Source organism: Aquitalea aquatilis (genome assembly GCF_005155025.1).
Taxonomy (GTDB): Bacteria; Pseudomonadota; Gammaproteobacteria; order Burkholderiales; family Chromobacteriaceae; genus Aquitalea; species Aquitalea aquatilis.
This window is the reverse complement of the sequence record NZ_CP039731.1, coordinates 1,521,277-1,541,224: the sequence shown is the minus strand read 5'-3', so window position 1 is coordinate 1,541,224 and position 19,948 is coordinate 1,521,277. Positions and strand designations below refer to the sequence as shown.

The 19,948-nt window shown below is 61.2% G+C and carries 16 protein-coding genes and 1 riboswitch; of the genes, 7 read left to right on the top strand and 9 right to left on the bottom strand.

What is annotated here, in order from left to right:
- Nucleotides 1-93: 93 nt before the first annotated feature.
- Nucleotides 94-1,632 carry a hypothetical protein gene (locus FAZ30_RS07090; protein WP_124645121.1) on the top strand — a complete coding sequence of 513 codons (1,539 nt, stop codon included), beginning with the start codon at nucleotides 94-96 and terminating at the stop codon, nucleotides 1,630-1,632.
- A gap of 66 nt (nucleotides 1,633-1,698) precedes the next feature.
- A complete protein-coding gene (gene proB / locus FAZ30_RS07085) occupies nucleotides 1,699-2,817 on the top strand; it encodes a glutamate 5-kinase (protein ID WP_103524445.1) in 1,119 nt (372 codons plus the stop codon).
- Between the two features lie 66 nt (nucleotides 2,818-2,883).
- On the opposite strand, the gene FAZ30_RS07080 is transcribed toward proB, so the two are convergent.
- From FAZ30_RS07080 to ruvB, 4 genes are all read right to left on the bottom strand, one after another.
- Nucleotides 2,884-3,711, bottom strand: a complete 828-nt coding sequence (locus FAZ30_RS07080; RefSeq protein WP_124645122.1) for a hypothetical protein — start codon at nucleotides 3,709-3,711, stop codon at nucleotides 2,884-2,886.
- A 142-nt stretch (nucleotides 3,712-3,853) separates the two neighbouring features.
- The gene (locus FAZ30_RS07075; RefSeq protein ID WP_124645123.1) at nucleotides 3,854-4,288 is read right to left on the bottom strand and encodes a hypothetical protein; all 435 of its coding nucleotides are present in this window, start codon (nucleotides 4,286-4,288) and stop codon (nucleotides 3,854-3,856) included.
- 44 nt (nucleotides 4,289-4,332) lie between these two features.
- Complete coding sequence (locus FAZ30_RS07070; protein WP_124645124.1) at nucleotides 4,333-5,049, bottom strand: glutamine amidotransferase; 717 nt, start codon at nucleotides 5,047-5,049, stop codon at nucleotides 4,333-4,335.
- A gap of 4 nt (nucleotides 5,050-5,053) precedes the next feature.
- Nucleotides 5,054-6,088, bottom strand: coding sequence for a Holliday junction branch migration DNA helicase RuvB (gene ruvB, locus FAZ30_RS07065; protein WP_103524448.1), 1,035 nt, complete (start codon nucleotides 6,086-6,088; stop codon nucleotides 5,054-5,056).
- 90 nt (nucleotides 6,089-6,178) lie between these two features.
- Nucleotides 6,179-6,333, top strand: a riboswitch (FMN riboswitch).
- A 179-nt stretch (nucleotides 6,334-6,512) separates the two neighbouring features.
- Between ruvB and ribB the strand changes: the two genes are divergently transcribed.
- The gene (gene ribB, locus FAZ30_RS07060; RefSeq protein ID WP_137009168.1) at nucleotides 6,513-7,160 is read left to right on the top strand and encodes a 3,4-dihydroxy-2-butanone-4-phosphate synthase; all 648 of its coding nucleotides are present in this window, start codon (nucleotides 6,513-6,515) and stop codon (nucleotides 7,158-7,160) included.
- A 94-nt stretch (nucleotides 7,161-7,254) separates the two neighbouring features.
- On the opposite strand, the gene ruvA is transcribed toward ribB, so the two are convergent.
- The 5 genes from ruvA to amgK all read right to left on the bottom strand — a co-directional run bounded on the left by ruvA (nucleotide 7,255) and on the right by amgK (nucleotide 11,183).
- Complete coding sequence (gene ruvA / locus FAZ30_RS07055) at nucleotides 7,255-7,848, bottom strand: Holliday junction branch migration protein RuvA (RefSeq protein WP_124645126.1); 594 nt, start codon at nucleotides 7,846-7,848, stop codon at nucleotides 7,255-7,257.
- A 30-nt stretch (nucleotides 7,849-7,878) separates the two neighbouring features.
- The gene (locus FAZ30_RS07050; protein WP_124645127.1) at nucleotides 7,879-8,826 is read right to left on the bottom strand and encodes a prenyltransferase; all 948 of its coding nucleotides are present in this window, start codon (nucleotides 8,824-8,826) and stop codon (nucleotides 7,879-7,881) included.
- A gap of 89 nt (nucleotides 8,827-8,915) precedes the next feature.
- Complete coding sequence (ruvC, locus tag FAZ30_RS07045) at nucleotides 8,916-9,446, bottom strand: crossover junction endodeoxyribonuclease RuvC (RefSeq protein ID WP_124645128.1); 531 nt, start codon at nucleotides 9,444-9,446, stop codon at nucleotides 8,916-8,918.
- Nucleotides 9,443-10,141, bottom strand: coding sequence for an N-acetylmuramate alpha-1-phosphate uridylyltransferase MurU (murU, locus tag FAZ30_RS07040; protein ID WP_124645129.1), 699 nt, complete (start codon nucleotides 10,139-10,141; stop codon nucleotides 9,443-9,445). Before murU ends, ruvC begins: the two co-directional genes overlap by 4 nt.
- Nucleotides 10,142-10,151: 10 nt before the next feature.
- Nucleotides 10,152-11,183: an N-acetylmuramate/N-acetylglucosamine kinase AmgK gene (gene amgK / locus FAZ30_RS07035; RefSeq protein ID WP_124645130.1), complete on the bottom strand. Its 1,032-nt coding sequence runs from the start codon at nucleotides 11,181-11,183 to the stop codon at nucleotides 10,152-10,154.
- A 98-nt stretch (nucleotides 11,184-11,281) separates the two neighbouring features.
- Between amgK and FAZ30_RS07030 the strand changes: the two genes are divergently transcribed.
- The 4 genes from FAZ30_RS07030 (at nucleotide 11,282) to FAZ30_RS07015 (ending at nucleotide 19,904) form a co-directional block, all read left to right on the top strand.
- A complete protein-coding gene (locus tag FAZ30_RS07030) occupies nucleotides 11,282-13,558 on the top strand; it encodes an LPS-assembly protein LptD (RefSeq protein ID WP_233578624.1) in 2,277 nt (758 codons plus the stop codon).
- A gap of 2 nt (nucleotides 13,559-13,560) precedes the next feature.
- Complete coding sequence (locus FAZ30_RS07025; RefSeq protein ID WP_233578625.1) at nucleotides 13,561-14,850, top strand: peptidylprolyl isomerase; 1,290 nt, start codon at nucleotides 13,561-13,563, stop codon at nucleotides 14,848-14,850.
- Between the two features lie 3 nt (nucleotides 14,851-14,853).
- Nucleotides 14,854-15,843 carry a 4-hydroxythreonine-4-phosphate dehydrogenase PdxA gene (gene pdxA / locus FAZ30_RS07020; protein ID WP_124645133.1) on the top strand — a complete coding sequence of 330 codons (990 nt, stop codon included), beginning with the start codon at nucleotides 14,854-14,856 and terminating at the stop codon, nucleotides 15,841-15,843.
- A gap of 218 nt (nucleotides 15,844-16,061) precedes the next feature.
- Entirely contained in the window at nucleotides 16,062-19,904 is a 3,843-nt protein-coding gene (locus FAZ30_RS07015; protein WP_124645134.1) for a DUF3683 domain-containing protein, read from the top strand.
- Nucleotides 19,905-19,948: the final 44 nt, after the last annotated feature.

Sequence of the window (19,948 nt, the reverse complement as noted above, 5' to 3'; positions counted from 1 at the left end):
AGCATAGAGAGTGATACATGGCAGGGAACGATTTACATCCGCTTCCCCGCCTTTCATTCCCAGCGCTACGCCGCCTTGCCATGAGGACGCACGATGCAGCTTGCCTTGCCCGCCCTCGATAGGGATCCACGATTGGTCGACACCAACCCCGACAGCGTAGCCAGCTGGGTAGAGCGCTTGCCGTATAGCGACCTGCAGGAATGCGGCCGCCTATTGCTTGAGGCCCTGCGAGGCCTGAGCCGCACGCCGATGGAAGTAGGCAATCGGCACAAGCTGCTATTGCACTACCTCAAAGGGCTGGATCGCTACTATCCGGCGCTGGAAAGTGAGATTGTCCAAACCGACCTCACTTCGGTGGTGCGCACCCGCCAGTTGGCCATGCTGGGTGCCGCGCTGTTCGAGTCTATTTTTGTCGCGTTCAAGCTCACCCTGAGCGAACGCCTGGCCAAGCGCGGCCTGCTGGAGCGTGAGCAACAGCGCATTGAACTGCTGCTGTACACCATGATGGCGGCGCGGCAGCTGCTGAACATCTGTTGCCAGAGCTACAGCCCGCCCCCCGCGCACTTCTGGCAAGACTGCCACCAGCTGTACAGCTTTGCCCTAGCACGCGGCTGGCAGGAAAAACATCTGGAAAAGGACGACTCACCAGAGCTGATCTATCGGCAGATTCTGCTGCTGGGGCTCACCTCCACCAACCGGCTGTCGATGCCGGAATTGCTGGTGGCCAAGCAACTGATCATGGATCTGTCACGCCAGACCACCCTGCTGCCGGTGGAAGCCCTCAAGGGCAGGGTACATGGCTATCTGGTGGACTCCAGCCGCGACGAACCGCCACGCTTCCTGCGCGTACAGAGTGAAACACTGGATGCCGCCTGCTATCTGCTCGACCTCTCCCCTGCCATCACGGTACTGACGCATAGCGTGGAGCAGCTGACCCGGCTGCAAAACACCAGCCATAGTCCGAGCCAGGTTTACGATGAGCTGGCCCTGCTGCAATCGCTGGCCGCCGAATGGCAACAACCACGGCGGCGGCGGCATCAGCGCCTGCCGATACAGGAAGTCATCGAGTTGATTTCCACCATTCCTGCCATCTGGTATCGCAGCAATGGCATGAGCTGGGTACAGGCTGGCAACGAGCAGGCTGCGCCTCCGGCCAGCACCCGTGCACCACCGGCGCCCAGCCTGTTTGTGGTGGTGAATCAGAGTGCGACCGGCTTTTTGTTGCGCGGCCAGCCGCGTGGCCAGACACTGCGAGCCGGCGAGGCCATTCTGCTGACCCAGCCGGGCAAACCGGACACCGCCCAGCTCTGCATGATTTGCTGGGTATCGCTATTGCCGGATGGTATCGATGTGGAATGCGGCGTCGAGATCATCGGCCGGCAGCCCGAAGCCGTGATGCTCATCCCCAGCATCACCCATCCAGCCGATACACCACAATACGCGCTACGCCTGCCGGCCATCACCAGTCTGCACCGGCCACCGCTACTGGTCACCCAAGGCCGTCTATTCAGCCGGCTGCGTGAATTCCGCCTATGGGATACGGCTGGAGAAAGCCTGATTCGCAGCTCGCGGCTGGATAAGCAGTCACCCCATTTCCAGCTGATGGAATTTCGCGCCAGCGAGTACTTCTGAGCCATGCCACGGCAGTTTGCGGTACACTGGCTAGCTCGATATTCATAGCCAGACAGAGGATTTTGTATGCGTTCGGTGATTCATGCCGCCAGCCGTATCGTGGTCAAGGTAGGCTCCAGCTTGGTAACCAATGACGGCAAGGGGCTGGACCTGTCGGCACTGGCGCGCTGGGCAGCGGAAATCGCCGAACTCAAGCGTCGTGGCAAACAGGTGGTGCTGGTATCCAGCGGCGCCATCGCCGAAGGTTGCCAGCGACTGGGCTGGTCGGTACGCCCCAAGGGGGTGCACGAACTGCAGGCCGCTGCCGCAGTGGGCCAGATGGGCTTGTGCCAGGCTTATGAAACCGCCTTTCGTGAATTCGGCCTGAAAACCGCGCAAATCCTGCTGACCCACGAAGACCTGGCCGATCGCACCCGCTATCTGAATGCCCGCTCCACCCTCACGACCCTGCTCAACCTCAATGTCGTCCCCATCATCAATGAGAACGACACCGTGGTGACCGATGAAATCCGCTTTGGCGACAACGACACCCTGGGCGCGCTGGTCACCAACCTGATCGAAGCCGACGCGCTGATCATCCTGACCGACCAGCAAGGCCTGTATAGCGCCGACCCGCGCAAGCATCCGGATGCCATCTTTGTCCACGAGGCGGAAGCGGGCGACCCCAAGCTGGAAGACATGGCAGGTGGTGCCGGCTCCAGCGTGGGCACTGGCGGCATGATCACCAAGATCCTGGCCGCCAAGCGCTCGGCACGCAGCGGTGCTGCCACGGTGATTGCCTGTGGCCGCGAGCATGACGTGCTGTCGCGCCTGGCTGATGGAGAAGGGATTGGCACCCAGTTGCTGGCACCGACCAATCGCATGGCCGCCCGCAAGCAGTGGCTGGCCGATCACCTCAAGCTCACCGGGCGCATCGTGCTGGACAACGGCGCCGCCCTGGCCGTGCGCGAACGTGGCACCAGCCTGCTGCCGGTCGGCGTCACGGCTATCGAAGGCGATTTCCTGCGCGGCGAGGCCGTGGCCTGTGTTGATCCGCAAGGGCTGGAAGTAGCGCGTGGCCTGGTCAACTACAGCTCGGACGAAGCCCGCCTGATCATGAAGAAAACCACCCGCGAGATCGAAGCCACGCTGGGTTATATGGTGGAACCGGAATTGATCCACCGCGACAATATGGTCACGCTGTAATTAATACGGCAGCAAATAGAAAAGGCAGCGCAAGGCTGCCTTTTTCATATCTACAGATATCGTGACTCAGAAAGAGTACGACAGATTCATACCGACTTCCTTGGTGGTATTGCGTGGCTCCATACCGGAAATGATCCAGTTGCCACATACGGCAGTAGATGTATCACTGTCCTTGATATTCCAGTAGCGATAATACGGAGCCAGCGACAGGTAGTTACCACTGCTCAGCTTACGGTCGAAAGACAAGTTCAACTCATAGCCATAACCGTCTTTCTGACGGTTATTCAGATTGCTGCACGAAGAACTGATATCGCTCAACCGCGACTCCTGGCTCCCGCTTATCACATACTTGTAGGCTATGCGAGGCGAGATCATCCAGTCGGCGTTGAGCGTGTTACGGCTGCTAATGCCAAACAGCAAATAGCTGTACATGGAATTGCGCTCATAGCCACCCCAGCCAGACTGTTCCAGATGGTCATCCAGTCGGCGATAACCAATGCCGAACTCTGGTGTCAGCGTAGTAAAGCTCAAAGCAAAATCATGCTGATAAACCAGGCTGAAATCAAAATTCTTACGACTAAGGTCACTGAATTCACCTGATGCGCTGGAGTAATCAGCACTGCCCCAAGCATAACGACCACGCAACAGGAATGCATCGCCCTTATCGTTCACATCTTCACGTATAGCCATGTTAATACCCAGCATACGTGCTTTTTCCGTCATGAAACTGGAGCCGTCCACCGTTTCATGATAGGTCTCGTGATACCCCTCAATACCCAATTGCACTGGCGGCATGGTATTGGCAGCCCATGTCGAAGTTGAGGCAACAGCAGCAAGCAGAAAAGCGAATTTTTTCATTTTAATGACATGATTATAAATATAGGGAGTGATCATTTTGATTTCATGAAATGCCAATGTCAAATAATGTAAATACCATCAAATTGCTGTGCAAAATAAAAAACACCGCCCGGTACAGGGGCGGTGTCCAAATAAGCACGATCAGCCGAAGGCCACTACTCAAGAGACATCGATATCCTTAATCTTGCTCCGCATCCGGCTGCCTGGCATCAACTTGCAAATCGCGGGACCGGCGTAACTCCAGCGAGCGGGCAATCACATACGCCATCATCGAGCACAGGAAAAACAGCAGCATCACCAGTGCAATCGAACGCAGGGTTTCAGTCAGTGCATTCCACAGCTCCAGCAGCCAGCGCGCACCGGTAATTTCCAGCTGGGTACTCCCCTTGCCTGCCGATGGCGGCAGGTACTGTTCCAGATTCCACGGCCGCACTCCACCGGAAATACCCGCCACCAGAATGGCAAAGCTGATATAGCGGCGCCAGGCATCGGCCAGATCCTGCCCCAGCGTGCGTAGCAGAATCTTGTACACCGCAGGATCGAAAAAACGCACCACCGCCAGCGAAGCGGCCAGCGCCACTGCAACAATGGCGGTAAACAGTGCATAAAACATGATGTTCCCTTTCTGGAAAACAAAGATGAACCGGGACGGCCGGATCAGGCCGCCTGGTATTCGAGCAAACGGGCAAAACGCTGCAGCAGCCCCGCCGCATGCGGGGTAGGTCGCAAGGACTGATGCAAGGCCTCTGCGCTTGTTCCTGCAGCCTGCAAGGCCGGGGCGAGATGGCTCAGATAGGCCGCCATGGCGGCAGTATCGAACTCGGGATGGAACTGCACGCCCCAGGCCGAACCGATGCGAAAAGCATGGTTGGCTTCGAAATCATTGGCCGCCAGCCGCACCGCACCGGGCGGTAAGGCAGTCACCGATTGCCAGTGAATCACCGCCGCAGGGAAAGCCGGCGGCAACCCGGCCAGCAGCAGATCCTGCCCCGCCTCCGGCAACAGCTGGATATCCACCACGCCGGCCTCAGGCCCCTGCGGGTGATAGCCCACTGTACCGCCCAGCGCATCGGCCAGTAGCTGGTGGCCATAGCAAATGCCCAGCAGGGGAACATTGCCCTGTACCGCCTCGCGCAGCCAGGCCGCCGTGCTGACACTCCAGTCTTCATAGTCGCTGACCATGGCAGGAGAGCCAGTCAGCACCGCACCACGGCAATCAGCGACCGGTGGCAGTGCTTCGCCGCGCTGGACATCGACCACCCGCCACTCGCCTGGCGCGGCGCCCAGTTCACGTTCAATCCACTGTTCGAAATCGCCCAGTTGTTCGGCCAGTGCCGGATAGGTTCGGCCGGTCTTGATGATGATTTTCTGCATGAGGCTAGTCTTTGAGCGGCAGGCCGAAATGGGTGTAGGCCAATGCCGTGGCCATCCGCCCGCGCGGTGTGCGCTGCAGATAGCCTTGTTGAATCAGGAAGGGTTCGATCACGTCTTCGATGGTGTCGGTCGACTCACCAATGGCCGCACCCACATTGTCCAGCCCTACCGGGCCACCGCCAAACTTCTCCAGAATGGCCGCCAGTAGTTTGCGGTCCATCACATCCAGCCCGGCCGGGTCCACGTCCAGCATGGCTAGCGCGGCATCGGCCACCTGGGCGGTGACGATGCCATCGGATTTCACTTCGGCATAATCGCGTACCCGCCGCAGCAGGCGGTTGGCGATACGCGGCGTGCCGCGCGAGCGACGGGCCACTTCGAATGCGCCATTGTCCGCCAGCGTGACATTGAGTAAGCCGGCCGAGCGACTGACGATTTTCGTCAGCTCCTCGGCGGTGTAAAACTCCAGCCGCGCCACAATGCCGAAACGGTCGCGCAGGGGATTGGTCAGCATGCCGGCACGGGTGGTGGCACCAATCAGGGTAAAGGGCGGCAGGTCCAGCTTGACCGAGCGCGCAGCCGGCCCTTCGCCGATCATGATGTCGATCTGGTAATCCTCCAGCGCCGGATAGAGGATTTCCTCCACTACCGGGCTTAAACGGTGGATTTCGTCGATGAACAGCACATCATGCGGTTCCAGATTGGTCAGCAGCGCCGCCAGATCGCCAGCACGCTCCAGCACCGGGCCGGAAGTCTGGCGCAGATTGACACCCATTTCACGGGCCACGATGTGGGCCAGCGTGGTCTTGCCCAGGCCGGGCGGGCCGAACAACAGCACATGGTCCAGTGCCTCGCCGCGCCGCTTGGCCGCCTCGATGAAGATTTCCAGCTGTTCACGCGCTTTTTTCTGGCCGACGTATTCATCCAGCAGCTTGGGCCGCAGGGCGCGTTCCAGCGCTTCTTCCTGGGTGGACAGGCTTTGCTGGGTCACGATGCGGCGCTCGGGTGCGCCGCCGATCAGGTTGTCGGTTTCAATCATGTGCCGTTGCCATAAAGCCGAATGGTGCGATCCCGCCATCTTACCACTGCGTTATACTGGCCGCTGGCCGACGCACAGTGCGCGGCCTTGCTACGTCTTCAGGGCGGGGTGCAACTCCCCACCGGCGGTATGGCCTGCACACCAGCAGGCCGAGCCCGCGAGCGCCTTTTTCTGATGAGAAAGGGTCAGCAGATCTGGTGCGATGCCAGAGCCGACGGTGATAGTCCGGATGAAAGAAGATGACAGCAGCGCCAGTCTGGCCATGCCGGACTGGCGTCATCCTGTCCGGTGTGATGCAGACACCGGCGTCAGCCATGGCTGGCGCACACGGTCTGCAATACATCCATCGCTGGCGACAATGGCTGTTGCTGGCGGCTTTTCACGCCCTGAAACGTGTTTCTCTGACTTGATCGAGGACCGTTTCATGCATTACACCCAATCCCCTTCCCTCCCCCCGCGGCTGGCCGCCGCGCTGACCGCCTTGCGTCAGGGCCGGCCGGTGATTGTCAGCGATGATGATGACCGCGAAAACGAGGCCGACCTGATCCTGGCGGCCGATACCTTGAGCGTGCCGGAAATGGCACGGCTGATTCGAGATGGCAGCGGTATTGTCTGCCTGTGCCTGACCCCAGCCCATGCGGCAAGGCTGCAGCTGCCGCCCATGGTGCCGGACAACCGCAGCCGCTATGGCACGGCCTTTACCGTCAGCATCGAAGCGGCACAGGGCGTCACTACCGGGGTATCCGCCACCGACCGGGTCACCACCATCCGTGCGGCCATTCACCCGCAAGCGCAGGCGGCTGATCTGGCCCGCCCCGGCCATGTCTTTCCCTTGATCGCCCGCCCTGGCGGCGTACTGGAGCGACGCGGCCATACCGAAGCGGCAGTCAACCTGGCGGAACTGGCCGGTTTCAGCCCGGCAGGGGTCTTGTGTGAGTTGATGAACCCGGATGGCAGCATGATGCGCGGCGCACAGCTGCAGGCTTATGCCACCTTGCACCAGCTGCCCATGCTGACGGTGGCTAAACTGGCCTTGTGGCTGGAGCAGCAGGCCAGCGCCGTCTGCGCCTGATCCGGAGTTTGTCGGCCGCAGCTTGAAAGCAACAAGGCCAGCGGCATGCCGCTGGCCTTGTTCATTGCCGCTTGTCCACAGCGTGCAGCGGCAACTAGCCCTTCATCAGGTTCTTCAGCGCCAGCCGCACCCCGTCGCTCACCGTCACATCTGCTGCCAAGCCCTTGGTGGCGGCGGCGGCTTCCTTGTCGTTGTAACCCAGGGCCAGCAGCGCATTGACGATATCGCTCTTGTCGTCCGGCGTGGCAGCGAAAGGCAGGCCACCCGGCACTGCCAGATTACTGCCGGTGGCCAACTTGCCGCGCAGCTCCAGCACCAGACGCTCGGCGGTTTTCTTGCCAATGCCCGGCACCGAGGACAAACGCTTGAGGTCTTCACTGGCAATGGCTACCGCCAGTTCATCCGCCGTCATGCCCGACAGCACGGCCAACGCGATCTTGGCACCGATGCCGCTCACCTTGATCAGCTGGCGGAAGGTTTCGCGTTCCTCCTTGCTGGCAAAGCCATACAGCAGATGGGCATCCTCGCGCACCACCAGATGGGTGAACAGCGTGGTTTTCTGGCCCAGCGCCGGCAGCTGGTAAAAGGTGGTCATCGGCACATCCACTTCATAGCCGACACCGTTGACATCCACCACCACTTGCGGCGGCAGTTTTTCGATGAGATTGCCGCTGAGGCGTCCGATCATGTGGGTGATTCTCCAGAGATATACCGCCGCTCAGCCGAGGAGCAAGGCCAGGGCCAGCAGCAGGGGAAACAGATTGGCCGCCATGATGGTGGCAATGATGGCCGGGCGCAAGCGCGCCGGTTCGGCGGCATGTCGCCACAACTGCCGCGCGGCAAACAAGGACAGCGGCAGGCTCAGCAAGCCCAGCAAGGCAGAGCGCGGTAATAGCGCACGCCACACCAGCCAGATGAGCAAGGCATAAGCCAGCAACACCAGCACACCGTACACGCTGCGCGCCTGCTCCAGCGGCAAACGTGCCACCCAGTGCCACTTGCCGGCCAGCCGGTCCGCCGTGCGGTCGGGAAACTGGTTGATGTACAACAGCAGGCTGGTGAGGATGGCAAAGGGCAGGCTGGCCCACAGCAAAGGCTGCTGCCACTGCCCGGCCAGCAAGACCGCCATGCCTTGCGGCAGCAACAGGAAACACAGCAACACACTCAGTTCGCCAAAGCCACGGCTGTTGAGCCGCAAGGGCGGTGCCGAATAGCCCCAGCCCAGCACGACGCCGACCAGGCCGATCAGCAACAAGGGCAGGCCGCGCAGGCTGACCAGATACAGACCACCCAGCACCACCAGACCAAACAAGCCATAGGCCAGCCCCTGCATCTGCCTGGCACTGAGCACGCCGTTCTGGATAAAGCGGCTGCCACCAGTAAAGGGAAACAGCCGTGCGGTATTGGCAGCATCCGTACCATTGTGGTGGTCTGCTACATCATTGATGACATTGACAGCAGCGTGGGTGAGCAAGGCCAGCAACAAACCCAGCAATGCCAGCAGCCAGTTTTGCTGCACGGCTGGCCAGCCACTGCCGGCCAGGCCCAGCAGCACGCCGGCCAGGGTAATGCTGAGAAACGCCGGCCGGGTGGCCAGCCACCAGCGCGCCGGATGATGGGCCAGCACCGCCGCGCTGGGTTCGAGACTGACAGGAATCTGCGACATGAAGCGCTCCGCTTGCTAATGACCAGAGCATAGCGCGAACAGCCGCCGCCAGGGTCTGCGTCAGCACAAGTTGAAGATGCCAAGCGGCACTAGACCAAACGCCCGCCCCGCACTTTCAGCCCCTGGCGTGCCAGCTCGCCGATGGCACCGCCACTGAGATTGGCATGGGCCAGCGCCACGGCCAGCGCATCGGCTGCATCCGCCTGCGGCGTGCCAGACAGATTGAGCATGCGCACCACCATGTGCTGCACCTGCTCCTTGGCCGCCTTGCCATGCCCCACTACCGATTGCTTGACCTGCAAGGCGGTGTAATCGGACACCGCCAGATTGCGCATCACCAGCGCCGACACGCAGGCCCCACGCGCCTGGCCCAGCATCAGCGTCGCGGCAGGATTGACGTTGACGAACACTTGCTCGATGGCGGCCTCATGCGGCTGATAGGTATCGATCACGCCAAACAGGCCATCGATGATGACCTTGATGCGGTCTGCCAGTGGCGCGCCCTGTGGCGTGCGAATACAGCCGGAGGCCACATAATGGCGCTGCTGGCCAAGCAGATCGATCACCCCGAAACCGGTGATGCGGCTACCCGGGTCTATGCCCAGAATGCGCCGGCTCACGCCGACCAACCTGTAGCGATGGCATCCGCTTCGGCCAGGCGCTCCGGCGTGCCCACATCCAGCCACAGGCCATCCAGCCTGCCACCCGAGATCTGCCCTTGCGCCATGGCGGCGCGTAGCAGCGGTGCCAGCTTGGCCGGCCGGCCGGCCGGCGTGTCAGCAAACAAGGCCGGATGGTAGGCAGCAATGCCGGAAAAAGTCAGGCCGTTGCCCGCGGCTGGGCTGGCCGCCAGCAGGCCATCCGCCAGCAAACCGAAATCACCGGCCGGATTGTGCGGCGGATTATCCACCAGCAGCAGATGCGCCAGATGCTGCTGGCCATCCAGCTGCGTGGCAGCCTGTTGCAGGGAGACAAAATCCACATCGCTCAGCACATCGCCATTCACCACCAGAAAAGGCTGATCACCCAGCAAGGGCAAGGCACTGGCGATGCCGCCAGCGGTCTCCAGCGCCGTCGCTTCCGGAGAATAGGCAATGGAAACGCCCAGACGGCTGCCGTCGCCCAGCACCTGCTCGATCTGCGCCCCCAGCCAGGCATGGTTGATGACCAGCTGCCGGATGCCCACTGCCGCCAGGCGGCGGATATGCCACTCGATCAGCGGACGGCCCCCGGCCAGCAACAGCGGTTTGGGGGTATGGTCGGTCAGCGGGCGCATCCGTTCGCCGCGACCAGCGGCCAGAATCATGGCTTTCATCGCGTTGCCATCAGCCTTTGACACTCAACACCGGATAGGTCGATTGCAGCTCGGCATCGGTGTCGTCCTTGCCCACCAGTTGCAGCAGCAACTGATAAAAAGGAGACAGCTCCTGATAGCGACGCGTGGTGCGTTTCAGGTATTTGATGAAGCGCGGAATCTCGCCACGGTACTTATCCTTGCCATCGCGGTGGTAAAGTCTTGCAAAGATCCCGGCCACTTTCAGGTGGCGCTGCACCCCCATCCATTCGAAATCGCGGTAAAAATCATCCACGCTTTCCGGCACCGGCAGGCCAGCTGCCCGTGCTTTTTCCCAGTAGCGGATAGCGATGTCGAGCACGAAATCCTCTTCCCATTCGATAAAGGCATCACGCAACAAGGACACCAGATCGTAGCTGATGGGGCCGTAAACCGCGTCCTGGAAATCCAGCACGCCCGGGCGGCCGGCAGTCAGCATCAGGTTGCGCACAATGAAGTCGCGGTGCACATAAACCTGGCTCTGCGGCAGGATGGCAGCCAGCAAACGCTTGCATCCTTCGTCCCACAGCTGACGCTGCGCAAAGTTGAGCGGCTTGCCCAATTCCTGGGCGCAATACCATTCCGGAAACAGGCTGAGTTCCCGGCGCAGCAAGGCTTCGTCGTATTCCGGCAGTACGCCGGGCTGGCTACCCTGTTGCAGCTCAACCAGGGTGTCCACGGCTTCCAGCAGCAGGTGGCGGCGCACCAGCGGACGCTCATCGTGCTCCAGCGCGGCCAGCAGCGTGATCTTGCCCAGATCCTCCAGCAGCATGAAGCCCTGCTCGCGGTCGCGGGCGATGATTTGCGGTACATTCACCATGGCGAACACCTCGCGAACCTTCACGTAGGGTTCGGTGTCCATCTTCTCCGGCGGCGCATCCATCACGATGCGTGTGCTGCCATCCGGGAACTGCGCGCGGAAGTAGCGGCGGAAGTCGGCATCGGCGGCGGCAAACTCCACCACGATGTCGGTTTGCGGGTAAAGGCTGGTCAGCCAGCTTTTGAGTTGTTCCAAACGTTGCATGTCGGTTCGTCACGATGCTGATAGAATCGTCTGATTTTAACCTGCCCACCTGCCCACACGATATGGCTTTGTGCATGCTCAAACTGCAGCCCACGAGAATGACCCTGGCCCTGGCAGCCGCTTTTTCGGTTTCTGCCGCCCAGGCTGATGATATTGCGCAGCAAGCGCTCACCACGGTGCCCGCCGCCCAAGGCCAGACCCACGTCACGGCCGACCACATGGACGGGCAGATGCAGGACAAGCTCAAGGCCAGTGGCGATGTGGTCGTCATCCGTGACAACCAAACCCTGGAAGCCGACTGGCTGGACTACTACCAGCAGCAAAACCGCGTCAAGGCCGGCAATCATTTCCGCCTGACACGCGAGAAGGATGTCGTCACCGGCACCACGCTGGATTACTGGATGGACGAGCATACCGGCTCCGCCCAACAGCCTTTCTTCCAGATGGGTAGCCCGGATAGCCAGAACAAACCCGGTGGCAACCAGCGCAGCCTGGCCAAAACCGGCATTGCCTTCCGCGGCGATGGCAGCGAGGTGCAATTCACCGGGCCAGACCAGTACCGCCTGATCAACAGCCGGGTGAACTCCTGCGTGGTGGGCGATGACTCCTGGTATCTGAAATCCTCCACGCTGGACCTGAACTACACCACCAATATCGGTGTAGCACGCAATGCCCGGCTGGAATTCCAGGGCGTGCCGATTCTCTACACCCCGTGGATCGATTTCCCGCTGGATGGCAGCCGCAAGTCCGGCCTGCTGACACCGACCTTCCGTTCCGGCAGCAGCGGCTTCGACCTGGCGCTGCCCTACTACTGGAATATCGCCCCCAATTACGACGCCACCATCACGCCGCACATCAACCTCAAGCACGGCACCATGCTGGCTGGCGAGTTCCGTTATCTGGAGCCGGATTTCTCCGGCAGCATCTATACCGAGCAGCTGCGCAATGACAAGCTGACCAATACCGACCGCTATGCCTGGTACGCCACGCACAGGCAGACGGTGGTGCCGGGCCTGACCTTCGGCTACGACTACAACTACGTTTCCGATGTCAATTACTTCACCGACTTCGGCGACCGCACCCTGAGCGCCACCAACGTCAACCTGATGCGCCAGGCCTGGGTCAACTACACCACCAGCTGGCAGGGTGGCAGTGTCAATACCATGCTGCGCGCCCAGCGTTACCAGACGCTGGAAGACCCGATCATCCCGGCCGACCAGCCCTATGCGCGACTGCCGCAGATCACGCTGACCGCCAACCAGAAGCTGCCGGATGGTTTCAGTTTCAACCTGCAGGGCGATCTCACCCGCTTCTCGCACCCCACGCTGCAGACGGGTGACCGTGTGGTCGCCTATCCCAGCGTGAGCTGGGCGTTTGAGCGCAGCTGGGGCTTCATCAAGCCCAAGTTCGGCGTCAACTACACCAGCTATTCACTGAATGCGCTGGGCAGCGATACCACCCCGGGCAGCAATATCACCCGTACCCTGCCCATCTTCAGTACCGACTCCGGCCTCTACTTCGAACGCGATGCCAATTTCCGTGGCAGCGATTATGTCGAAACCCTGGAACCACGGCTGTTTTACGTTTACATCCCGGCCAAGGACCAGAGCAAGATCCCCAACTTCGACAGCTCGGAAAATGACTTCAACTTCGCCCAGCTGTTCTCGGAAAACCGCTTCTCCGGCTGGGACCGCATCAATGCGGCCAACCAGCTGACTGCGGCCCTGACCAGCCGGCTGATCAGCAGCGAAACCGGTATCGAGCGCCTGCGCGTGATGCTGGGTCAGCGCTACTACTTCAAGAATGAAGACACCTCCTTGTACGGCGACCAGATCACCCTGCAAAACAACAGCAAGGGCTTGCTGGGTAGCCTGGGCGGCGATCTGACCCGCGCCTGGCGTCTGGACAGCACCTACGAATACAACCAGGATCTGGCCAAAACCCAACGCTACAACCTGCAAGTACGCTATAACCCCGAGCCGGGCAAAACCGTCAGCCTGCGCTATCGCTATGGCCGTTACGAGCAGATCGGCGATACCACGCAATATGGTCCGCTGCGCCAGATCGATATCGGCGTGCAATGGCCCATCGCCCGCCAGTGGTATGCCGTGGCGCGGGAAAACTACTCGCTGATCGACAACAAGCCGCTTGAGCATCTGCTCGGGGTGGAGTACAACGACGGCTGCTGGACTGCGCGGGCCGTGGTAAAACGTGACGCCTCGCTGGCGACCACCATTACTTCCGCCACCACTCATACCGGTGTATTTTTCCAGCTGGAACTGCGCGGTCTGGGCGGTTTGGGCAGCAATCCCACTTCCGAACTGAAACTGGCGATTCCGGGCTACTCCAATATTTCCGACATCCGATCCAATTGACCATGAAAAAAACCCTGCTTGCCCTGTTGATCGCCACCATTGTCCAGACGACCCATGCGGCGCCGGCGTCCCCGGTCAGCGAGATGGATCGCATCGTGGCCGTGGTCAACAAGACCGTCATCACCAATATCGACCTGCAAAACCGCATCGATGCAGCCATCCAGCAACTCAAGGGCCAGAACGTGATGCCGCCTGCGCGCGACATCCTGGCGCGCCAGGTGCTGGAGCAGATGATTACCGAACAAGTGCAAATGGAGTACGCCAGCAGCAATGGCATGCGCGTGGATGAGCATGATCTGGACCAGGCCATTGCTGATCTGGCCAAGCAAAACAAGCTGGACGTCAAAGGCCTGCAGGCACAGCTGGCCAAGGAAGGTGTGCCCTTCGCCCGCTTCCGCGAAGAAATCCGCCGCGAAATCGTGCTGGCACGCCTGAAAAACAATGAAATCGGCTCGCGCATCAATGTCACCGATAGCGAAGTGGATCAGGTACTGAAAAGCGCACAAAGCGCCAATCGCAGCGAATACCACCTGGCCACCATCCTGATCAGCACCCCCGAGCGCGCCGATGCCAAACAGCTGGACGCGCTGTCGGCCAAGGCCAACAAGGCACTGGGCGAGCTGAACGACAAGCAGCCCTTTGCCAAGGTATCCGCCAGTTATTCCGACGCCCCCAACGGCATCAAGGGCGGTGATCTGGGCTGGCGTCCGGCAGCCACGCTGCCGCCGGAGTTCGTCTCCATGCTGGATCAGCTGAGCCCCGGCCAGCACACCGGCGTCATCCGCACCGCCCAGGGTTTCATGATTTTCCAGCTGATTGAAAAGCGTAGCGGCAACCAGCCGCTGATGGTGGAGCAGTACCACACCTCGCACATCCTGATCCGCACCAACGAAGCCGTATCAGAGGCTGATGCCAAAAACCGCATCCTGCAGATTCGCGACCGCATTCTGCGTGGTGCCAAATTCTCCGAAATGGCCAAGCTCTATTCGGAAGACGGCAGCAACGTCAAAGGCGGCGATCTGGGCTGGGTGAACAAGGGCGACATGGTGCCGGAATTTGAAAAGGCCATGCTCAGCTTGCCGGTAGCCACCGTGTCCGAGCCGGTACGCAGCCCCTTCGGCTGGCACCTGATTCTGGTGGAAGCCAAACGCAATCAGGATGTATCGGCCGACCGCGAACGCCAGACCATCAAACAGCAGCTGCGCCTGCGCAAACTCGACCAGGCTTATCTGGACTGGGTACGCCAGCTGCGCGACTCCGCCTTTGTTGAAGAACGCCTGGACGACAAGTAAGCCATGGCTGATACCCGCCCCCTGCTGGCCGTTACCGCTGGCGAGCCAGCCGGCATCGGCCCGGATCTGGTCCTGCAACTGGCAGACCACAGTGACGGCGCACGGCGGGTCATCATTGCCGACCTGCCGCTATTGCAGCAGCGTGCGGCGCAGCTGGGCCTGACCGCCCTGCGCTTTCAGCCCTACCAGCCAGGGCAGGCAGCCGCTCCGGCCGGCGTACTGGAAGTACAACACGTACCGCTGGCCACCGCGGTCACCCCCGGCCAGCTGGATCCGGCCAATGCCCACTATGTGCTGAACACCCTGGATGTGGCGATAGCCGGCTGCCTGTCCGGCGAGTTTGCTGCCATGGTCACCGCACCGGTACACAAGGGCGTGATCAACGACGCCGGCGTACCGTTCAGCGGACATACCGAATATCTGGCCGAGCACACCGGCACCGCGCGTGTGGTGATGATGCTGGCCGGCGCAGGCATGCGGGTGGCGCTGGTCACCACCCACCTGCCGCTGCGCGCTGTTGCCGACGCCATCACCAAACCGGAGCTGGAAGCGGTCATCCGCATCCTGCATGCCGATCTGCAACACAAATTCGGCCTGCCCTCGCCGCGCATTCTGGTCGCCGGCCTCAACCCGCATGCCGGCGAGTCCGGTCACATGGGGCGTGAGGAAATCGACGTCATCGAACCGGTATTACAACAACTGCGCGCCGAAGGCATGCAGCTGATCGGCCCGCTGCCGGCCGATACCCTGTTCAATCCCGACAAGCTGGCCCAGGCCGATGCGGTACTGGCCATGTACCACGACCAGGGCCTGCCGGTGCTCAAACATGCCAGCTTTGGCGCCGGCATCAATATCACGCTGGGCCTGCCCATCATCCGCACCTCGGTGGATCACGGCACGGCACTGGATCTGGCCGGCACTGGCCGCGCCGACCCCGGCAGCCTGTTCGAGGCCATCAAGCTCGCCGAGCAACTGGCACGGAACCGGCAATAAAACCACGCGCAAAACCTGGCAGCCCCTGTTGATAACAGGGGCTTTTCCTTTTGTGGCAAGGCCTTAGCCAATACTGGCCAATATTGTCCGACAACATCCAATCAGCCACGGTATCTTCACGTGAAAATGAGAAAATGACGCATGCGGCATTTTTCGCAACGCAGCAATTGGGCTAAACTAGCCGATAATATATTCAAACAATTACTGCAGCACGGACCATGACCACCAGCACCCAGCAGCGTCTTCGCGAGATACCTTACAACTACACATCGTATTCGGACCGGGAAATCTTTATCCGGCTTCTGGGCGAGCCCATGTGGGCACTGCTGGAAGAGTTGCGCAGCGAGCGCAAAACCGGCCGCTCCGCCCGCATGCTGTTCGAGGTGCTGGGCGATATCTGGGTAGTGGATCGCAACCCCTATCTGGTTGACGACCTGCTGGACAATCCCAAGCGTCTGTCCGCGCTGGTGGAGGCCATGCACCACCGCCTGCAGGAAGTGGAAAAGCGCCGCGAGGGCAATGACAAGGTGGGCCGGCTGATCGCGGCGGCGCGCGAGGCGGTGGACCGCTTTGCCCAGCAGTTTGCCGAAACGCGCGAGCTGCGCCAGGCCATCCTGAAAAAACTGTCGCGCCATACCCGCAAGGACAACATCCTGTTCGACGGCCTAGCTCGCGTGTCGCACGTGACCGACGCCACCGACTGGCGCGTGGAATACCCCTTCGTGGTGCTGTCGCCGGATACCGAAGAAGAAATCGCCCCGCTGGTGCGTGCGCTGATCGAACTGGAACTGACCATCATCCCGCGTGGTGGTGGTACTGGCTACACCGGTGGCGCCGTACCGCTGGACCGCCGCAGCGCGGTGATCAACACCGAAAAGCTGGTGCAGCATAACGGCGTGGAATACATCGGCCTGCCGGGTCTGGATGGCGAACGCGCCACCATTCAGTGCGGAGCTGGCGTGGTCACCGCCCGGGTATCGGAAGCGGCCAGTGCCGCCGGCCTGGTGTTTGCGGTTGACCCGACCTCGGCCGAAGCCTCCTGTATCGGCGGCAACGTCGCCATGAATGCCGGCGGCAAAAAGGCCGTGCTGTGGGGCACCGCGCTGGACAACCTGGCCAGCTGGAAAATGGTGGATACCGACGGCAACTGGATGTTCATCGAACGCCTGGCGCACAACTACGGCAAGATCCACGACATCGATGTCGCCAGCTTCCGCGTCACCCGCTTCAAGGACGACGACAAGACCGTGCTGTCCACCGAACAGCTGGACATCCCCGGCCCTTCCTTCCGCAAGGTTGGCCTGGGCAAGGACGTCACCGACAAATTCCTCGCCGGCCTGCCCGGCGTGCAAAAGGAAGGCACCGACGGCATCATCACCAGCGCGCGCTTCGTGCTGCACAAGATGCCGGCGCACACCCGCACCGTCTGTCTGGAATTCTTCGGCACGGTAGCCCAGGCCACCCCGGCCATCGTGGAAATCACCGACTACTTCAAGCCGGATGGCGCAGGCTGCAAGGCTGGCGTACAACTGGCCGGCCTGGAGCATCTGGACTGGCGCTATGTACGGGCCGTGGGCTATGCCACCAAGGCCAAGAGCAAGGGCCGGCCCAAGATGGTGCTGATTGCCGACATCGTGTCCAACGATGAAAACGCCGTGGCCGAAGCCGCCAGCCAGGTCGTGCGTTATGCCAATGCCCGTACCGGCGAAGGCTTCATCGCCGTCACCGCCGAGGCGCGCAAGAAGTTCTGGCTGGACCGTTCGCGCACCGCCGCCATCGCCCGCCACACCAATGCCTTCAAGATCAACGAAGACGTGGTGATTCCGCTACCGCGCCTGGGCGACTACTCCGACGGCATCGAGCGCATCAATATCGAGCTGTCGGTCGCCAACAAGCTGCGTCTGCTGGATACCCTCACCGAATACTTCCATGGTCGCCTGCCGGTGGATACCGAAGGTGGTGCGGTTTCCGCCGACGAAATCATCGGCGAGCGTCGCGGCACCGCACTGGAGCTGATTGCCACGTTGCGCCAGCGCTGGCAGTGGCTGCTGGACAATCTGGACGCACCGTTTGCCCAGTACCGCGCACAATGGCCAGAGGCACCGCTGGTGGATGCCAACGCCACGCCGGCCACCCTGTTCATCGCCATGCGCGACTTCCAGCTGCGCGTCAGCTGGAAAGACGAACTGCTGAACGATCTGGAAAGCCTGTTCTCCGGCAAGGCCGATGCACCCATCCTGGATGCCGTGCATGCCCTGCACCAGAAGGTGCTGCGCGGTCGCGTGTTCGTGGCCCTGCACATGCACGCCGGCGACGGCAATGTGCACACCAACCTGCCGGTCAACTCCGACGACTACGACATGCTGCAAACCGCGCACAAGGCGGTGGCACGCATCATGCAACTGGCACGCAGCCTGAACGGTGTGATTTCCGGGGAACACGGCATTGGTATCACCAAGCTGGAATTCCTCACCGAAGAAGAAATCGCCCCCTTCCGTGCCTACAAGCAGCGCATCGACCCCAAGGGCCATTTCAACAAGGGCAAGCTGCTGCCAGGGGCCGACCTGTCCATGGCCTACACCCCGTCCTTCGAATTGCTGGGGGCGGAATCGCTGATTCTGGAACAGTCCGACATCGGCAGCATCTCCAACAGCGTCAAGGACTGCCTGCGCTGCGGCAAGTGCAAACCGGTCTGTTCCACCCACGTGCCGCGTGCCAATCTGCTGTACAGCCCGCGTAACAAGATTCTGGGCGTCGGCCTGCTGACCGAGGCCTTCCTGTACGAAGAGCAAACCCGCCGTGGCGTCAGCCTCAAGCATTTTGACGAGCTGTCGGATGTGGCTGACCACTGCACGGTGTGCCACCGCTGCGTCAAACCCTGCCCGGTCAAGATCGACTTTGGCGATGTCTCGGTCGCCATGCGCAACTTCCTGCGCAAGACCGGCAACAAGCGCTTCAACCCCGGTACCGCGCTGGGCATGGCCTTCCTCACCGTCAAGGACCCGGCCACCATCAAGGCCATCCGTGGCGGTCTGGTGGGTTTTGCCTATAAGGCACAACGGCTGGGCTACAGCGTGGGCAAAAAACTGCACCTGACCGGCGCGCAAACCAAGCAACCGCCGTCCACCGTGGGCAAGGCGCCGATCAAGCAGCAGGTGATCCACTTCATCAACAAGCCGATGCCAGGCGGCCTGCCCAAGAAAACCGCCCGCGCCCTGCTGGATGTGGAAGACGCCAATGTAGTACCGGTCATCCGCAATCCGCAGCTGGCCGAAGACGCCGAAGCGGTGTTCTACTTCCCCGGCTGTGGTTCGGAGCGCCTGTTCAGCCAGGTAGGCCTCGCCACTCAGGCCATGCTGTGGCATGTCGGCACCCAGACCGTGCTGCCACCGGGCTATCTGTGCTGCGGCTACCCGCAGACCTCGGCCGGCTACGCCGACAAGGGTGAGGCCATCACCACCGAAAACCGCGTGCTGTTCCATCGCCTGGCCAATACGCTGAACTATCTGGACATCAAGACTGTGGTGGTGAGCTGTGGCACCTGCTACGACCAGCTGGCCAAGTACCGCTTCGAGGATATCTTCCCCGGCTGCCGCATCATCGACATCCACGAATACCTGATGGAGAAAGGCCTGAAGCTGGAAGGCATCGCCGGGCAGAAGTATATGTACCACGACCCCTGCCATACCCCGATCAAGACCTACCAGCCGCTGGATGTGGCCAACAAGCTGCTGGGCGGCAGCGTGACGCTGAGTGACCGCTGCTGCGGCGAGTCCGGCACCTTTGCCGCCAGCCGCCCGGATATTGCCACCCAGGTCCGTTCGCGCAAGGAAGAAGAAATCAACAAGGATCTGGCCAAGATCGGTGCTACCGAACAGCCGGTGAAGATTCTCACCTCCTGCCCGTCCTGCCTGCAGGGCCTGTCGCGCTACAGCCCGGACACCGGCACCGAGGCCGACTACATCGTGGTGGAAATGGCCAAGCACATCCTGGGCAAGAACTGGATGAAGGACTACGTGGAAAAAGCCCGCAACGGCGGCATCGAACGCGTGCTGCTGTAAGCCTTTATCGCGCATCCTCCATCAAACCGCAGGCTACGTTACGG